Source organism: Luteibacter sp. P4_D7_3 (genome assembly GCF_056401735.1).
Window position 1 is genome coordinate 1 of sequence record NZ_JBFUIT010000073.1, and the last position, 14,938, is coordinate 14,938.

Consider the following 14,938-nt stretch of genomic DNA (forward strand, 5'->3'; position numbering starts at 1 on the left):
TAGCCATGGTCGTCGCTGCGGTAGAGCTCGCGGCGGGCGTAGTGGTCACCGGCCATCTCGAACACGCACTCGGGCAGTTTCACTTCTTCGGATCGGATCAGTCGACACAGCGCGTTGCGCAGGGCGTCGGTGATCGCCGGAGTGCTCGCCTGGGCGACCGAGGCATCGATGGCATCGATGAGCTTGCGGCTGCCCGGAAAGTCGACCGTGATCATGGCTGGAACCTCTGGATGGCGGTGGCGCGGGGACGCCGGTAGGTTCCGATAATAGCAAATGCCGGGTCATGCTCCTGTAGGAGCCGATTTATCGGCGATCCCGCGGCAGCGGGTCGGGTTGCCGCGAGCACCCATCGCCGATGAATCGGCTCCTACAGGGAGCGGAGGAAGCCGCCGATGGCCCGGCTGTAGTTTTCGATGTCGACCAGGAAGGCGTCATGGCCTTGCGGGGAGTCCAGAGCCACGAACTCGACCTTTGCCCCGGCCGCCTCCAGGCCCTTGGCGATGGTTTCCTGCTGCTCCAGGGGAAACAGGATATCGGTGCTGACGCCGATGACCATGGCGCGTTCGACCTGGATGCGGCCGAGGCCGCGCATGACGTCGCCGTCGCCGTATTCGGAAATATCGAACCAATCGCTCGCGCGGGAGAGGTAAAGGTAGCTGTTGGGGTCGAACTGGCGATTGAAACGTCGCGCATGGCCTTCGAGATAGGACTCCACCTGGAACTCGAAACCGAACGGTTCGTTTTCCTCGCGCTGGTCCGGTTCCAGGCGAATGCGGGCGAAGCGGCCGTTCCATTCCATCGCCGACCGGTAGGTGATGACACCCAGCTTACGGGCGATGCTCATGCCGTGTTCCGGCCAGCGCTCGTCGTCGTAACGGCCCTCGTTCCAGTGCGGGTCCAGACGGATCGCTTCGCGCTGCAGCGAGCGGATGGCGATGGCGAAAGGCTGGGCCTGGGGTGCTGTGTCCACGCTGAGATGGGTGCGCGCCGAGCCCGGGTGCAGCAGCATGTACGCCAGCGCACTCATACCACCCATCGAACAGCCGACCAGGCAGGCCAGTTCGGTGATGCCGAGCCCGCTCACCGTTTCATGGGCCGCATTGGCGACGTCTTCCAGCGACAACTCGGGAAAGCTGAGGCGGTAGGGTTCGCCGGTGGCCGGGTCGTTCGACGCCGGGCAGGTGGAGCCCTTGTCGCTGCCAAGCGAGTTCACGCAGATGACGAAATGGCGGTCAGTGTCGAAGGCCTTGCCGGGGCCGATCATGTCGTCCCACCAGCCCGCCGACGGATCCTCGGCATTGGCCGCGGCGTGCGCGCTGGGCGAGAGGCCGGTAAGGATGAGGACAGCGTTGCCCCTCTCACTGTCCAGCGTGCCCCAGGTTTCGTACGCGACGCGTGCGCCATGCAGTTCGCCGCCGCGTTTCATGCGGAATGGCGAGGAAAGCGGGTGGTAGCGGCGGGCGTCGCCCATGGGGACTTCCTTCAATGGATGCCGCTCATGGTGCCACGGGTTTGGGTCGCGGCGCGCTTGTCGGCCTGCGCGATCTGCTCGGCCACGGCATGCGCGACGTTCGAATCCGGATCCAGCATCGGCTGCAGCGTCTTCCAGGTGGCTGACGCCTCGGCGTATCGCTCGTGCTGGAACTGGCTGATGCCGAGCAGCCACAACGCGCGCTGGTTCTGCGGATTCGCGGTCACGGCCGCCTGGAGCAGGTCGAGTGCGCGCCCCTCGATGCGATGGTCGTCACGCATCAGAGAGTCGGCCTCGGCCCAGCCAACCATGGCGGCACCATTGGTCGGGTCGACCTTGAGCGCGCCATCGTAGGCGTCGCGTGCCTGGGCAGGTTGCTTGAGCATCGTGTACGTCTGGCCGAGCAGGAGCCAGCCCTGGGCGTCTTCCGGGTGGTCCTTCAGGCGCGCACGCAGCGCGGTGATCGCTTCGTTGACATCCATTTCCTTCGCGGGCTCGACGCCGCCCAGTGTCGACGGCGTGCCGACCAGGGCGTACAGGCCCACGCTGGCCAGCGGCACGACCACGGCGATCGCAATCAGCAATGCGAAGACGCCGCGCGAGCGACCATGGCGGCGGCCATGGCGAACGATCGGAACGAGAAGCAGGGCCAGCGCGAGGGCCAGCATGACCCCGGCGGCGAGATAAAACGCGTAAGTCACCAATCGTCCCCGGTATCGTTGATCGGCGTCGTATCGACGGGTGCCTGGCGCGCGCGGCGGCGCACCTGTACCGCAACGACGATGCCACCGATGGCAAGCAGCGCGAGCGGACCGAACCAGAGCAGCCAGGTGCTCGGTTCGACCGGTGGTTTGTAGAGGACGAACTGCGAATAGCGGTCGACGAGGTACGCCTTGATCTCGTCGTCGCTCTTGCCCGCCTGCATCATTTCGAACACCTGGCGCCGCAGATCGTGCGCGATGGGCGCATTGGAATCGGCAAGCGTTTCGTTCTGGCACATCGGGCAGCGCAGTTCGGCGCTGAGGTGCTGGAAGCGCACTTCTTCCGCATGGTCGCGAAATGGCAACGGCTGGATCGCCTGGGCGGCACACAGCACAGGCAGCAGGAAGAGGCCCAGGATGAGCAGCGCGCGGCGGATCACGGGGTTTCCTTCGCGAGCGCGGCGAGTGCCGGACGGATTTCCCTGTCGATGACCTCGGGCGTTATCGGCCCGATGCGCTTGTAGCGAATGACACCTTTCGCATCGATGAGAAAGGTTTCGGGTGCCGCATACACGCCGAAGTCGATGCCGCTGCGACCTTCACGATCGACAGCGATCACGTCGAACGGATTGCCGTGTTCGGCCAGCCAGGCCGTGGCCTCGTTCGGGTCGTCCTTGTAGTTGAAGCCAACCAGGGGCAGGCCGAGCTGCTTCATTTCGGTCATCAGCAGCGGGTGCTCATGCACGCACTCGATGCACCAGCTGGCGAACACGTTGAGGAAGTACGGCTTGCCCAGCAGCGAGGCCTTGGTAACGGTGCGGCTCGCCTCATCGAGGACGGGCAGGGCGAAGGCGGGCGCCGGCTTGTTGATCAGCGGCGACACGATCTCGTGCTGGTCGTGTTGGGTGTTCCACCAGATGCCGAAGCCGAACAGGCCGACGAGCACGAGGAAACCGAACAAGGGCAACAGGCGGGTCATGCGAGCGATGCCTTTGTCGGCGGCGTCACGATGGTCGTTGCTGCAGCGGGAGAGGGAGCTCGCTTGGCACGGAAGCGACGCTCCGCAGCGGCAACGAAACCGCCTGCCATCATGAAGAGACCACCCAGCCAGATCCAGCGAACAAAGGGCTTGTGATACAGGCGCAAGGCCCATGCGCCCTTGACGTTCGTCGCCTCCATCGGCTCGCCCAGGGCGACGTAGATGTCCCGGAACAGGCCGGCATCGATCGCGGATTCGGTCTGCACCTGGCCGCGCGAATACGTGCGCTTCTGCGGGTGCATCGTTGCCAGTGTCTTGCCGTCGCGCAGGATGGCGACGATGCCTTCATCGGCACGCCAGTTCGGGCCCGTGGTCTCCTCGACGCCGTCGAAACGGAAGTCGTAACCGCCCACCGACTCGGTCTGGCCAGGTTCGAGGCGAACGTCTCGCTCGACACTCAACGATTCCGAAAGCATCACGCCGATCAGGAAGATCGCGACGCCGGTGTGGGCCAGCAACATACCCGCCATCTCGGCTGGGAAACGGCGACCACGTGGCATCTCACGCCAACGCTTGATGACATAGGACAAGGTGCCTGCGCCGACCCACACCGCACCACCGATGCCGGCGATGGCACGCAGGTGGCCCTGGGCGAAGAAGGCGGCGGCGATGGCGCAGATCACCGCGGCGATGCCCGCACGCAGGGCCATCGTGGTCAGCTGGCTGCCTTCGGCGCGGCCCCAGCGCAGGTAGGGTCCGAACGGAAGCAGAAGTACCGCCGGCGCCATCAGCAGCACGAACAGGAAGCCGAAGTAAGGCGGTCCGACGGAGACCCGACCGAGGTTGAGCGCGTCACCGATCAGGGGAAACAGTGTACCTAACAACACCATGGCGGCGGCCGTGGTGAAGAGCAGGTTCGCGACCATGATCCCTGTCTCACGCGACAGCGGGGCGAAGGCCTTGCCGGTAGCGACCTTCGGCGCGCGGATCGCGTAGAGCAGGAGCGAGCCGCCGATGACGATGATCAGGAAGGCGAGGATGTAGAGGCCGCGGCGCGGATCGGAAGCGAAAGCATGCACCGAGGTCAGCACGCCCGAGCGAACCAGGAAGGTGCCCAGCAGCGACAGCGAGAACGCGAACAGCGAAAGCAGGATGGTCCACGCCGGCAGCGAACCGCGTTTTTCCGTCACGGCCTGCGCGTGGATCAGCGCGACGCCGACCAGCCAGGGCATGAACGAGGCGTTCTCCACCGGATCCCAGAACCACCAGCCACCCCAGCCCAGCTCGGCATACGCCCACCAGCTGCCGGCGACGATGCCGAGGGTCAGGAATGCCCAGGCGATGTTGGTCCACGGACGCGCCCAGCGCACCCAGGCCTGCTCCATGCCGCCGCCGAGCAAGGCGGCGATCGAGAAAGCGAAGGCCACCGAGAAACCCACGTAACCCATGTAGAGCACGGGCGGGTGGAAGGTCATGCCCGGATCCTGCAACACCGGATTGAGATCGCCGCCATCGGCAGGCATCGGCAGTTCGCGCAGGAAGGGATTGGACGTGAACAGGATGAAGGCGAGGAAGCCGACGCCGATCAGGCCGAGCACGCCGAGGACGCGGGCCACGAAGGCGGGCGGCAGGTGGCGGCTGAAAGCGGCCAGGGCCACCGACCAGACGTTGAGGATGAACACCCACAGCAGCATCGACCCCTCGTGTGCGCCCCATACCGCGGTAACGCGGTAGTACCAGGGCAACGCCAGGTTCGAGTTGTCGGCGACATAGGCCACCGAGAAATCGTAAGTCAGGAAGGCGTAGATCAGGACGGCCATGGCGGCGAAGACGAAGACGCCCTGACCGGCGGCGGCCGGTCGCGCCACGGCGATCAGGGCGGCGTTGTTGCGCCAGGCGCCGACGATCGGCAGCACGCCCTGCGCGATCGCAAGAAGGAGCGCGAGGACAAGGGCGAACTGGCCGAGCTCGGGAATCACTTGGGCGTGTCCTTCATCGCGGTGTCGTCGATCTTCTTGTTCTGGTGGGCCTTGGCCATGGCGTCCTTGAGCTCCTTCGGCATGTAGTTCTCGTCATGCTTGGCAAGGACTTCGCTGGCGATGAACCGCGCGCCATCCATGCGGCCGGTAGCGATCACGGACTGGTTGTCGCGGAACAGGTCGGGAAGGATGCCGGTGTACTCCACGGGCATGGCGCCGTCGGCGTCGATGACGATGAAACTCACGCGCAGCGTGCTGGTCGCGCGCTGGATGGAACCGGCCTTGACCATGCCGCCGAGACGGAAGCTCTTGTACTGCGTGGCCTGGCCTTCCTGCACCTGGCTCGGGGTGAACAGGTAGCTCATGTTTCGCTGCAGCGCGAACACAGTGAGACCGATCGCAACGACAGCGGCGGCGACGACGGAGAGGACGATGGCGAGACGACGTTTACGCGTTGGATTCATTGCTTGGCGGGGTTCCGGGCCGGCGGCGGTTTTCCTGGCGCGCGAGCCGCGCGCGAAGTTCGCGCAGGTTGCGGCGGCGCCGGGCTAAAGGAGCCAGCGTATCGATGAGAAGGACGATGAAGAAGGCGGCGAACGACGTCCACACGTACGAACCGTAACCGCCCATGGCGAGGAACTGGCTCATGCGGGGTCGTTCCCAGGCTGGCCGAGCGCGATGTCGCGCACCCAGGCCTTGCCACCTTCGGAAGCGATGAGGTCGGCACGCACGCGTGCGAACAGGCTGGCGATGTAATAGCACTTGGTCGCCAGCATCATGGTGAGCAGGGGCCAGAGCATGCTCGCCTCGATATGGGACGGGCCGAGCAGGCGGATCGTCGAGCCCTGGTGCAGCGTGTTCCACCAGTTCACCGAGAAATGCACGATAGGCACGTTCACGGCGCCAACGAGCACCAGGAAGGCCGCGGCACGCGCGCCCTGGCGGCGGTCTTCGAACGAGTGATATAGCCCGACGATGCCCAGGTAGATGAAGAGCAGCACCAGTTCGGAGGTGAGCCTGGCGTCCCAGGTCCACCAGGTACCCCACATGGGCTTGCCCCAGAGCGAACCGGTCACCAGCGTGATCAGGGTGAATGCGGCGCCGACCGGTGCGGATTCCATCGCCACCACCTCGGCGATCTTGATCCGCCAGACCAGCCCGATGAAGGCGGCGACAGCCATAACGCCGTAGATGAACAGGCTCATCCAGGCACTGGGCACGTGGATGAAGATGATCCTATAGGCGTCGCCCTGCTGGTAATCCGCCGGTGCGACCACGAGGCCACCGTAAAGCGCGACGGCGCCCAACAGCAGCGCCAGGCCGAACGCCCACGGGCGCACGGCACCGGCGAACCGGTAGAACACCGGCGGCGAGCCGAGGCGGTGGAGCCAGAGGGGAACCCAGTTAGCCATCGTTACCTGTTACCCATGCGTTCGGACACCGTGAGTCCGCGATTTGACCCTCACGGTTGCGTGCGTTCATGTATCCATGGCGATGCGAAGCGCGGCGGCGCAAGCCAGCGGCGCAAGAACGAGCGCCATGGCGAGGCCTGCGCCTAGCCAGGCGATCGGCGCAACCCAGGGCAAGCCTTCCTGCGCGGCTGCCAGAGCCCCGGCGGCGAAGATCACGACCGGCACGCACAACGGCAACAACATGAGCGCCAGAAGCATACCAGAGCGTCTGGACCCGGCCGTCAGGGCGACCAGTACCGCGCCCAGCAGGCAGAGCAACGGCGTGGACAGGAGCAGCGCGATGACCAGCACCGGCATGGCTTCCGGCGGAAGCTTCAGCATGCTGGCCAGTACCGGCGCGACGACGATCAGGGGCAGGGATGAGGTAATCCAGTGCGCTAGGATCTTCATGGCCACCAGCAGGGCCAACGGCTGGGGCGCCAGCATCAACAGCTCCATCGAGCCATCCTCGATGTCGCCGCGGAACAGGTGGTCCAGCGAGAGCAGGATGGCCAGCAGCACGATGACGAAGACCACGCCTCCGGCGATGCGTGCCAGCAGTGCCGGCTCAGGGCCGATGGCAAAAGGGAAAAGCGTGGTCACGATGACCGCGTAGAGCACCGGCATGGCGATATCGCCGCGACGCCGCCACGCTAGCGTGAGGTCACGTCGCAACAGGGCGGCACAGGCCGCGGGTGTGCTGCCCGGCGTCACGCGTGCAACCGGATACGGCGCGGCTCACCGCCGGCGAAGCTGACCGCGCCATGGCTGGTCACCAGTGCGGCGCCACCGCGTGCGGCATGCTGGTCGAGCAAGCGATTGACCAGGGCGATGCCGTCGCGGTCCAGATTGGCATAGGGCTCGTCCAGCAACCACACGCGGGCCGGCAGCAGAAGGAGACGGGCCAGGGCGGCACGWTTCTTCTGTCCGGCGGAAAGCTGGCGCACCGGTTCGTCTTCGTAACCGGCCAGACCGACCTCGCGCAGCACGGCGTTCTCATCGGTGCCGCTGCGCAGACCGTACAGGCCGGCCGCGAGCCGCAGGTTTTCGCGTGGCGTCATGTCGAACTTCAGGCCCAGATGATGACCGAGGAAAACCACGGCACCGGCGACGGTATCGAGCGAGAACGGTGCGCCGTCGAGGAGGACTTCGCCTTCGCCCGGACGCAGCATGCCCGTGAGCACGCGCATCAGCGTCGTCTTGCCGCTGCCGTTATCGCCTTCGACCAGTGCGATCTCACCGCCATGCAGCGCGAAGTCGATCGGCCCGAACACCGGCTCGTCCTGGCGCAGGAAGCACAAGGCACGTGCTTCCAGCAGAGCGGTATGGTCGGGCGGAGAGGTCATTCGGTTTCGCTCTGTGCTCTGTGTAGGAGCCGATTCATCGGCGATGGGTGCTCGCGACTCAGCCTCGCTCGAACGCCTGCTTCGGCAATGGCGGCAAGGTGGCTTCCAGGGTTCGCACCGCCGCATCGAGATCGACATCGCCCACCGACTCATGCCCCTTCAGAAGCTGCTCCACCAGCACATCCTGTGCCTGCCCGCGCTCCAGCGCATAGCGATACGGCAGGTGGGTAAACGTCACCATGCGATACCGCGGCAGGTAATGCGTGGGCGAGCGCTCGGCAAGGAGGCTGCCCAGTTCGCGCTTGCGCAGATAATGCGGGTCCGCGACGGAGTCGCGCATCTCCACGTAATTCTCCAGCGCCATGCGTGCGATCGCATCCGCATTCGGTTTGCGACGCTGCTCGAACGCAGCGAACACGGCGGCGGCATTGTCCGGCTGCGCGGCAAACAGGTCGGCGAGGTCCGCCGCATCTTCGAAGCCGCAATTCATGCCCTGGCCGTGGAACGGCACCATGGCATGCGCTGCGTCACCGATGAGTAGTGCACGGCCGCCGATGTGCCAGCGGTCGAGATAGAGGGTGGCGAGGGTGCCGACCGGATGGGCCGCCCAGTCGGTGGCGAACTCCGGCATGAGGGCCAGCGCGTCGGGGAAGTCGGTGCGGAAGAAGGCCTCGGCGGCGCCGGCGCCCGCGATGGTTCGGAAGCTTGGGTGCTCACCCTCGTTCGGCAGGAACAGCGTGACGGTGAAGCTGCCTTCGCGATTCGGCAGGGCGATGCACATGTAATGCCCGCGCGGCCAGATATGCAGGGCGTTGCGCTCGATCGCGAAGGGACCGGAGGCGTCCGCCCGTGGCGGAATTTCCAGTTCCTTGTAGCCGTGACCGAGTTCCTCGATGCGCTCGCCGAGCGGCGAGTGCAGGTGCATGGCCGCGCGCAGTGCGGAACCCGCACCGTCGGCGCCGATCACCACGGGTGCCCCGACGGTGCGAAGGTTGCCGTGGGTGTCGGCCAGGGTAAGCGTGCCTGCGTCGAGGTCGGCCGAGGCCAGGCCCTGGTCGAAATGGACTGTGGCACCGGCCGCTTCGGCGGCGTCGAGCATCAGGGTGTTGAGACCGCCCCGGGAGACCGACCAGATCACCTCGGAGTCGTCCACGCCGTAGCGCTGCAGGCCGCTGTGGCCGGCCGGGTCATGGACCATGCGGCCGCGCATCATCACGGCCTGCTCAAGCACCTTGTCGGCCAGGCCGGTGGCACGAAGGGCGTGCAAGCCGCGTTCGGCCAGGGCCAGGTTGATCGATCGGCCACCCTGGAATCCGGCGCGGCGTGGATCCGCGCGCTTTTCGAACACCGTGACGCGAAAGCCGCGCTGGGTAAGCAAAGTGGCAACCAGGGCGCCGACCAATCCGGCGCCGACCACGGCGATGTCGTTACGGGGCATGGGCGGCCTGATTCGGGGGCGCGATATTGCAGGGCAGCGCATCGTGCGCCGCAGCGCCGCTGGGAGCAAGCCCGCGGCGCAGCGTCAGGATTAGCTGGCTTTTTTGCCCGTCGGGCGGGTGGTCCGCGTGACAGGTTCAGCCGGCTTTGCCGTGGCCGCATCGAGGAAGCCACGCTGCATCGACTTCCATACGTCGAGGTTGCGCTCGGTCATCTCGTTGAGCATCGACCAGGGCGTCTGGCCCATCAGGCTGTTCAGCTGGGTGCGGAACTGCTGCTGCTGATCGAGGAATACCTGCAGGCTGCGCTCCAGATACGGCCCCATGAAGCCCTGCAGCGAGTCGCCGTAGAAGCGGATGATGTGCGACAGCAGCTGCGGGGAGAGCATCGGCTGACCGTGCTCTTCGTGCTCCGCGATGATCTGCAGGAGGACGGAGCGCGTCAGATCCTCGCCCGACTTGGCGTCGCGGACTTCGAAGTTCTCCCCATCGAGTACCAGCTGGCGGACTTCCTCCAGCGTGATATAGCTCGAGATCTCCGTGTCGTAGAGACGCCGGTTCGGATACTTCTTAATGATGCGTAGGGTTTGTGCCATGCGGCGAAAGCTACCACGAGGTATTGCGCCGCACCAGTTGTCGAAAGGGGGTGTAATCGTTTTCGGATTTCACATTCCGTCTTTCAATCGATTCAGGTAACGGCAATTTAATGCGCCGCGGCACCGCCGGCATTTCCAAAGGGCGGTTTGGCAAGCCAAAGAATCGGAATCAGCGCCAGGAACAGGATGGCACAGCCGAAGAACACGTCGTTGACGGCCAGGGTCAGGGCTTCGCGGTTGAGGATCTGGTCGATCACCGCCAGCGACGGCTTGCCCTGGATGCCCAGCGTGGCCAGCTGGTTCGTATAGGCCGCCGTGGCCGGCGAGGCCTGGGTCACGTACTGGGTGAGCGAGGCGTGGTGAGACTCGCCCCGGTGGGTCCAGAGCGTCACGGTCAGCGCGGTGGACACGCTGGACGCCAACGTCCGGAAGAAGTTCGACAGTCCCGAGGCGCCGGCGATCTGGTCCGGATTGAGGCCGGACAGGAAGATCTGGTTCAGCGGGATGAAGAAGCAGGCGATGGCGATGCCCATGATGAAGCGGGGTAGCACCAGCGCGGCGAACGAGGCCCCGCTGTTGAAGCCGGCGAACCAGAACGAGGTGAAGGCGAACACCATGAAGGCGAACGTCACCACCGCGCGCAACTCCAGGCGCTGGATGTTCTTGCCGATGAAGGGCGAGACGATGAAGGCGAGGATACCCACCGGCGCCGTGGCAAGGCCGGCCCAGGTCGAGGTATAGCCCAGCGTGGTCTGCAGCCACAGCGGAAACACCACGTTGATGCCGAAGAAGGCGAGCATGCCTAGCGACAGGGCAGTCACGCCCACCGCGAAGTTGCGCCGCCCGAACAGCGACAGGTCGACCACCGGATGCTTCGCGGTGAGCTCCCAGATCACCAGGAAGACCAGTGCGACGAGTGCGATCAGCCCCAGCGTGACGATGAGCGGCGAGGCGAACCAGTCGTGGTCGTTGCCGTTGTCGAGCATGAACTGCAGCGAGCCGACGCCGATCACGAGCAACGCCAGTCCCACCGTGTCGATCGGCGCCCGCATGATCTTCGTCTCGCGGTCGCGCAGGATCGTCCAGGTGATCACGCCGGCGAGGGCGCCCACGGGCACGTTGATGTAGAAGATCCACGGCCACGAGAAGTTGTCCGTGAGGTACCCACCGAGGATGGGGCCGAAGATCGGAGCCACCACGACCGTCATCGCCCACATGGCCAGGGCCATGCCCTGTTTGGTCTTCGGATAACTGGACAGCAGCAGGGAGAGTGACAGCGCCACCATCGGGCCGGAGCCCGCGCCCTGCAGCAGGCGGAAGAGCACCAGCATCGGCATGCTGGACGCGAGGCCGCAGAGCATCGAGAACAGCACGAAAAGCATGACCGAGAAGACGAAGGTCTTCACTTCGCCAAAGCGCTTGGCCAACCATCCCGTCAGCGGCTGCATGATCGCGCTGGCGAGGGAGTAGGAGCTGATTGCCCAGGTGCCCTCGCTCGAGCTCACGCCGAGGCTGCCGGCGATATGCGGCACGGCCACATTGACGATCGTCGTGTCGAGGATCTCCATGAAAGTGGAGAACGCGACGGCGATCGTCAGCACGGCCAGGGTCGCGCCCTGGATCGGCTTGGGGCCGCTCGCGGGCGCGGCGGCGGGGATGGCGGCGGCGTCGCTCAAGGCACGCTCGCTCCCAGGTTCTTGCGCACGATGGCGTCGGCGGCAGCATCGGCCTTGGCGGCGACATCGTCATAGACGCTGGTCTGCGCGACAGGTGTCGTCGAAGGTGACTGCGCGAGCACGTCGCCCTTGTCGTCGGTGATGTCGACCGTGACATCCGTGGACAGGCCGATACGCAGCGGATGCTTGTCGAGATCCTTCGGGTCCAGTGCGATGCGCACCGGGATGCGCTGCACGACCTTGATCCAGTTGCCGGTCGCGTTCTGCGCGGGAAGCAGCGAGAACGCGCTGCCCGTGCCAGCACCCAGGCCGATCACCTTGCCGTGGTATTCGGTGCCGCCGCCGTAGATGTCGGCTTCGATCTTCGCAGGCTGGCCGATGCGCACGTGGCGCAGCTGGCTTTCCTTGAAGTTGGCATCGACCCAGAGGTCGTGGAGGGGTACCACGGTCATCAGTTGCTGACCGGGCTGCACGCTGTTGCCGACCTGCACGCTGCGCAGCGCCACGTAGCCATCGATGGGTGCGACGATGGCGTTGCGTTGCGCCGCGATCCAGGCCTGGCGGAAGCCGGCACGTGCCTGTTCCACGGCGGGATTGGTCTCGACATCGCTGCCGTCGACCAGGGCGCGCGAAGCATCGGCCTGGCGCTGCGCGGACTCGAGCGCGGACTGCGCGGTGTCCACCGCATCGCGTGCATGCTGCACTTCTTCCGGCGCCACGGCCTTCTCGGCAAGCAGGGGGATGCGCCGCCTGAGATCGTCCTGCGCGCGCTTCAGGTCCTGGCGACGCGTGCCGAGCGCGGCATCGGCACTGGCGGCGGACTGCGTCTGCTGGCGCACCTGGCGCACGGCCTGGGCCAGGGCGCTGCTCGCTTTGCGCAGGGCGACATCGCCGTCCGTCGGATCGAGCTTCACCAGTACCTGGCCAGCATTCACGCGCTGGGTGTCATCGGCGAAGACACCCACGACGATGCCCGGCACCTGGGCCGAGATACCGACCTGGTTGCCGCCGACATAAGCGTCGTCGGTGGTTTCGCGCTTGGAAAACACGAACAGCCAGAGCAGGAACCACGCAAGGGCGGCGAAGCCGAACAGGAGCGCGGCGATGAGCAGCGCGCGATTCCGCTTGCGCTTGTCCTTCGGCGCGTTGCCGCTTTCTTCCTGCGTGCGCGGCGTGTCGGTCGTGGTGGCGCTCATGGGGTCTGGGTTCCGTTCGTGCTGTGCGTGGAGGGGGAATCGGTGGTTTCTGCGCGATAGCCGCCGCCGAGTGATTTGATCAGCGCGACATCGGTGGACAGGGCCTGTCCCTGCAGGTCGGCGTCGGCGTCCAGCTGTTGGGCGAGCGAGGCTTCGGTTTCCAGGGACTCGCGATCGTCGCGGATGCCGCGGGCCGCACGGGCTTTCGCGCTGGCGAGCAATGTCTTGACCGAGTCGATCTGTTCGTTCTGTTGCGTGCGACGCGCGGCAAGCTGTTGCGCGCCCAGGGCCTGCGTGGCGACGTCACGTGCAGCGGAGGCCACGGTCGCGTTGTACTGGGCCACGGCGGCACCGAGTTGTGCCTGGCTGACGCCGTGGTTGGCCTCGAGGGCGCCGCCTTCGAAGATCGGCAGGTGCAGCGCCGGCGTCAACGAAAACACACGGCTGCTGGGTGAGAAGATCTTGTCCATGTCGATGCTGGACAGGCCGGCCATACCGCTCAGGCTCACATCCGGGAAGAACTGGGCGCGTGCCGCATCCGTCTGTCGCAGCGCTGCTTCGACCTGCCAGCGGCTGGCCGCGATATCGGGACGGCGTGCCATCAGGTCGGTGCCGACGTTCGCCGGGAGGCCGCCGCCGACATCCGGCAGGGGGCGTGGGGCGAGAGGAGGCAACTGCGCGGGGGTGACACCGACGAGCGTAGCCAGCGAGGCGCGGCGGATATCCGCGGATCCCTGCAAGGCGACACGCTGCTGGCGAGCGCTGGCCAGTTCGGCGCGAGCCTGCTGGGCGGTGTCAGGAACGTCCACGCCCTGCTTCACGCGCAACTCGGCGATTCGCAGCGCACGCTCGCGCACGGCGACAAGGCGGTCGGCAATGGCCACGCGCGACATATCGGCAAGCCAGCCAAAGTAGGTGTCGGCGACCACTGCCTGGATGGCGAGCGAGGAGGCTGAACGCTCCGCTTCTGCGGCGCGTGCGCTATCGATCGCGGATTCAAGCGTGAAGCGCTTCTTGCCCCACCAGTCGAAGTCGTAGCTGACCTGCACGCCGATGTCGGCCTGGTTGTACCAGGTGAAACCAAGGAACTGGGCGGGGATCAACCCATGCTCGCTCATCCGCTGACGGGCTACCTGCGCGCTGCCGTCGACGCGAAGACCGGCCTGCGCCGCGGCGACGCGGATGTTCTGCTGCGCCGAGTCGACGCGCGTCTTCGCCTGGGCGAGATCGGGAGCGCCGCGCAACGCCATGTCCATCAGGGTGTCGAGCTGCGGGTCGCCATAGGCGCGCCACCATTCGGCGGCCGGCCAGCCCGGGCGCTGGTCCGTAACGAGTCCGGCAAGCGGCACGTCATCGCGCAGGGCAGGCCGGTCGATCTTCGCGGGGATGTGGCAGGCGGCGAGCAAGGTGGTGACCGCGGCGGCGAGTAGCGCGGGACGGAGCAGGGCAGGTGTCATGGCGTGTCGTCCGTGTCGACCTTCGGGTCGATATGCAAGGCGAGCTTCTTCAGGAGTTTCTCGAAGGTCTTGCGCTCGGTGGAACTGAAACAGGCGAAGTTCTCCATGAGAGGAGGGAACATCGGTGGGAGCATCTTGTTGACGAAACGACGGCCTGCCGGGGTGATCCGGAGCAGCACCTGACGACGGTCATGGGTGGCATGCGACCGCGAGATCAGGGCCTTCTTGGCGAGCGCGTTGGCGATCCGGGTCATGTTGGTCGGCTTCTGCTCGGCCAGCGCGCAGAGTTCGCCCGGTGTCGCACTGCCGTCTTCGCTGCTGTAAAGCATCATCAGCGTGCGGAAGTCGCTGTCGTTCATGCCATACGGCTTGAGCTTGTTTTCGAACTCGCGCAACAGGGCTCCCGCCGTGAGCATGAGCAGCCGGACGAGGAGGACTTCCGACTTCGGCAGGCCGGGGATGCTTTGTGCGACGCGATCCACACCCTCATAGAGGGCATCCACGCAAGGTTTGAGGCTGGACATTTCGCTGGCAAATAGTTCGCTGGTGAACTATTAGGCTAGCAAGTATGTCGGCCGATGCGCAATGTGCCGTGCAGAAGGGCGCAGCACCACTGTAGGAGCCGATTCATCGGCGAACGGGTGCTCGCG

At 65.8% G+C, this 14,938-nt stretch carries 16 protein-coding genes and 1 pseudogene; all 17 read right to left on the bottom strand.

Going from position 1 to position 14,938, the window contains the following annotated elements; genetic code table 11:
- A pseudogene (locus AC1DSN_RS09160) lies at positions 1-215 on the bottom strand (cysteine dioxygenase family protein); the annotation flags it as partial.
- Positions 216-367: 152 nt separating this feature from the next.
- Entirely contained in the window at positions 368-1,471 is a 1,104-nt protein-coding gene (gene metX, locus AC1DSN_RS09165) for a homoserine O-acetyltransferase MetX (RefSeq protein ID WP_477330399.1), read from the bottom strand.
- An 11-nt stretch (positions 1,472-1,482) separates the two neighbouring features.
- On the bottom strand, positions 1,483-2,172 hold the full coding sequence (locus AC1DSN_RS09170) for a tetratricopeptide repeat protein (protein ID WP_157504086.1): 690 nt from the start codon (positions 2,170-2,172) through the stop codon (positions 1,483-1,485).
- Positions 2,169-2,612, bottom strand: a complete 444-nt coding sequence (locus AC1DSN_RS09175) for a cytochrome c-type biogenesis protein (protein ID WP_477296658.1) — start codon at positions 2,610-2,612, stop codon at positions 2,169-2,171. The genes AC1DSN_RS09170 and AC1DSN_RS09175 overlap by 4 nt, the downstream gene beginning before the upstream one ends.
- Complete coding sequence (locus tag AC1DSN_RS09180; RefSeq protein ID WP_063572449.1) at positions 2,609-3,151, bottom strand: DsbE family thiol:disulfide interchange protein; 543 nt, start codon at positions 3,149-3,151, stop codon at positions 2,609-2,611. The genes AC1DSN_RS09175 and AC1DSN_RS09180 overlap by 4 nt, the downstream gene beginning before the upstream one ends.
- Positions 3,148-5,130, bottom strand: coding sequence for a heme lyase CcmF/NrfE family subunit (locus AC1DSN_RS09185; protein WP_477296661.1), 1,983 nt, complete (start codon positions 5,128-5,130; stop codon positions 3,148-3,150). The genes AC1DSN_RS09180 and AC1DSN_RS09185 overlap by 4 nt, the downstream gene beginning before the upstream one ends.
- Positions 5,127-5,594, bottom strand: coding sequence for a cytochrome c maturation protein CcmE (gene ccmE / locus AC1DSN_RS09190; RefSeq protein ID WP_213947693.1), 468 nt, complete (start codon positions 5,592-5,594; stop codon positions 5,127-5,129). Before ccmE ends, AC1DSN_RS09185 begins: the two co-directional genes overlap by 4 nt.
- The gene (gene ccmD / locus AC1DSN_RS09195; protein ID WP_063572446.1) at positions 5,578-5,778 is read right to left on the bottom strand and encodes a heme exporter protein CcmD; all 201 of its coding nucleotides are present in this window, start codon (positions 5,776-5,778) and stop codon (positions 5,578-5,580) included. Before ccmD ends, ccmE begins: the two co-directional genes overlap by 17 nt.
- Positions 5,775-6,542, bottom strand: coding sequence for a heme ABC transporter permease (locus AC1DSN_RS09200; protein WP_063572445.1), 768 nt, complete (start codon positions 6,540-6,542; stop codon positions 5,775-5,777). Before AC1DSN_RS09200 ends, ccmD begins: the two co-directional genes overlap by 4 nt.
- 66 nt (positions 6,543-6,608) lie before the next feature.
- Positions 6,609-7,295: a heme exporter protein CcmB gene (gene ccmB, locus AC1DSN_RS09205; protein ID WP_345777458.1), complete on the bottom strand. Its 687-nt coding sequence runs from the start codon at positions 7,293-7,295 to the stop codon at positions 6,609-6,611.
- Positions 7,292-7,927 (bottom strand): heme ABC exporter ATP-binding protein CcmA, encoded by a 636-nt coding sequence (ccmA, locus tag AC1DSN_RS09210; protein ID WP_477330402.1) that lies wholly within the window; start codon positions 7,925-7,927, stop codon positions 7,292-7,294. Before ccmA ends, ccmB begins: the two co-directional genes overlap by 4 nt.
- A 58-nt stretch (positions 7,928-7,985) precedes the next feature.
- Positions 7,986-9,365 (bottom strand): FAD-dependent oxidoreductase, encoded by a 1,380-nt coding sequence (locus AC1DSN_RS09215; RefSeq protein ID WP_477330404.1) that lies wholly within the window; start codon positions 9,363-9,365, stop codon positions 7,986-7,988.
- A gap of 90 nt (positions 9,366-9,455) precedes the next feature.
- Entirely contained in the window at positions 9,456-9,959 is a 504-nt protein-coding gene (gene phaR, locus AC1DSN_RS09220; RefSeq protein ID WP_046966621.1) for a polyhydroxyalkanoate synthesis repressor PhaR, read from the bottom strand.
- 107 nt (positions 9,960-10,066) lie between these two features.
- A complete protein-coding gene (locus tag AC1DSN_RS09225) occupies positions 10,067-11,635 on the bottom strand; it encodes a DHA2 family efflux MFS transporter permease subunit (RefSeq protein WP_213947691.1) in 1,569 nt (522 codons plus the stop codon).
- Positions 11,632-12,831 (bottom strand): EmrA/EmrK family multidrug efflux transporter periplasmic adaptor subunit, encoded by a 1,200-nt coding sequence (locus AC1DSN_RS09230; RefSeq protein WP_477330406.1) that lies wholly within the window; start codon positions 12,829-12,831, stop codon positions 11,632-11,634. Before AC1DSN_RS09230 ends, AC1DSN_RS09225 begins: the two co-directional genes overlap by 4 nt.
- Complete coding sequence (locus AC1DSN_RS09235) at positions 12,828-14,288, bottom strand: efflux transporter outer membrane subunit (protein WP_477295336.1); 1,461 nt, start codon at positions 14,286-14,288, stop codon at positions 12,828-12,830. Before AC1DSN_RS09235 ends, AC1DSN_RS09230 begins: the two co-directional genes overlap by 4 nt.
- Positions 14,285-14,812 (bottom strand): MarR family transcriptional regulator, encoded by a 528-nt coding sequence (locus AC1DSN_RS09240; RefSeq protein WP_477295338.1) that lies wholly within the window; start codon positions 14,810-14,812, stop codon positions 14,285-14,287. Before AC1DSN_RS09240 ends, AC1DSN_RS09235 begins: the two co-directional genes overlap by 4 nt.
- Positions 14,813-14,938: the final 126 nt, after the last annotated feature.

Excerpts from the sequence above, each read along its gene's own strand:
- AC1DSN_RS09235 (WP_477295336.1), bottom strand. The coding sequence starts at position 14,288 with ATGACACCTGCCCTGCTCCGTCCCGCGCTACTCGCCGCCGCGGTCACC.
- AC1DSN_RS09200 (WP_063572445.1), bottom strand. The coding sequence starts at position 6,542 with ATGGCTAACTGGGTTCCCCTCTGGCTCCACCGCCTCGGCTCGCCGCCG.
- ccmE (WP_213947693.1), bottom strand. The coding sequence starts at position 5,594 with ATGAATCCAACGCGTAAACGTCGTCTCGCCATCGTCCTCTCCGTCGTC.
- metX (WP_477330399.1), bottom strand. The coding sequence starts at position 1,471 with ATGGGCGACGCCCGCCGCTACCACCCGCTTTCCTCGCCATTCCGCATG.
- AC1DSN_RS09180 (WP_063572449.1), bottom strand. The coding sequence starts at position 3,151 with ATGACCCGCCTGTTGCCCTTGTTCGGTTTCCTCGTGCTCGTCGGCCTG.
- AC1DSN_RS09215 (WP_477330404.1), bottom strand. The coding sequence starts at position 9,365 with ATGCCCCGTAACGACATCGCCGTGGTCGGCGCCGGATTGGTCGGCGCC.
- AC1DSN_RS09230 (WP_477330406.1), bottom strand. The coding sequence starts at position 12,831 with ATGAGCGCCACCACGACCGACACGCCGCGCACGCAGGAAGAAAGCGGC.
- phaR (WP_046966621.1), bottom strand. The coding sequence starts at position 9,959 with ATGGCACAAACCCTACGCATCATTAAGAAGTATCCGAACCGGCGTCTC.
- AC1DSN_RS09240 (WP_477295338.1), bottom strand. The coding sequence starts at position 14,812 with ATGTCCAGCCTCAAACCTTGCGTGGATGCCCTCTATGAGGGTGTGGAT.
- ccmD (WP_063572446.1), bottom strand. The coding sequence starts at position 5,778 with ATGAGCCAGTTCCTCGCCATGGGCGGTTACGGTTCGTACGTGTGGACG.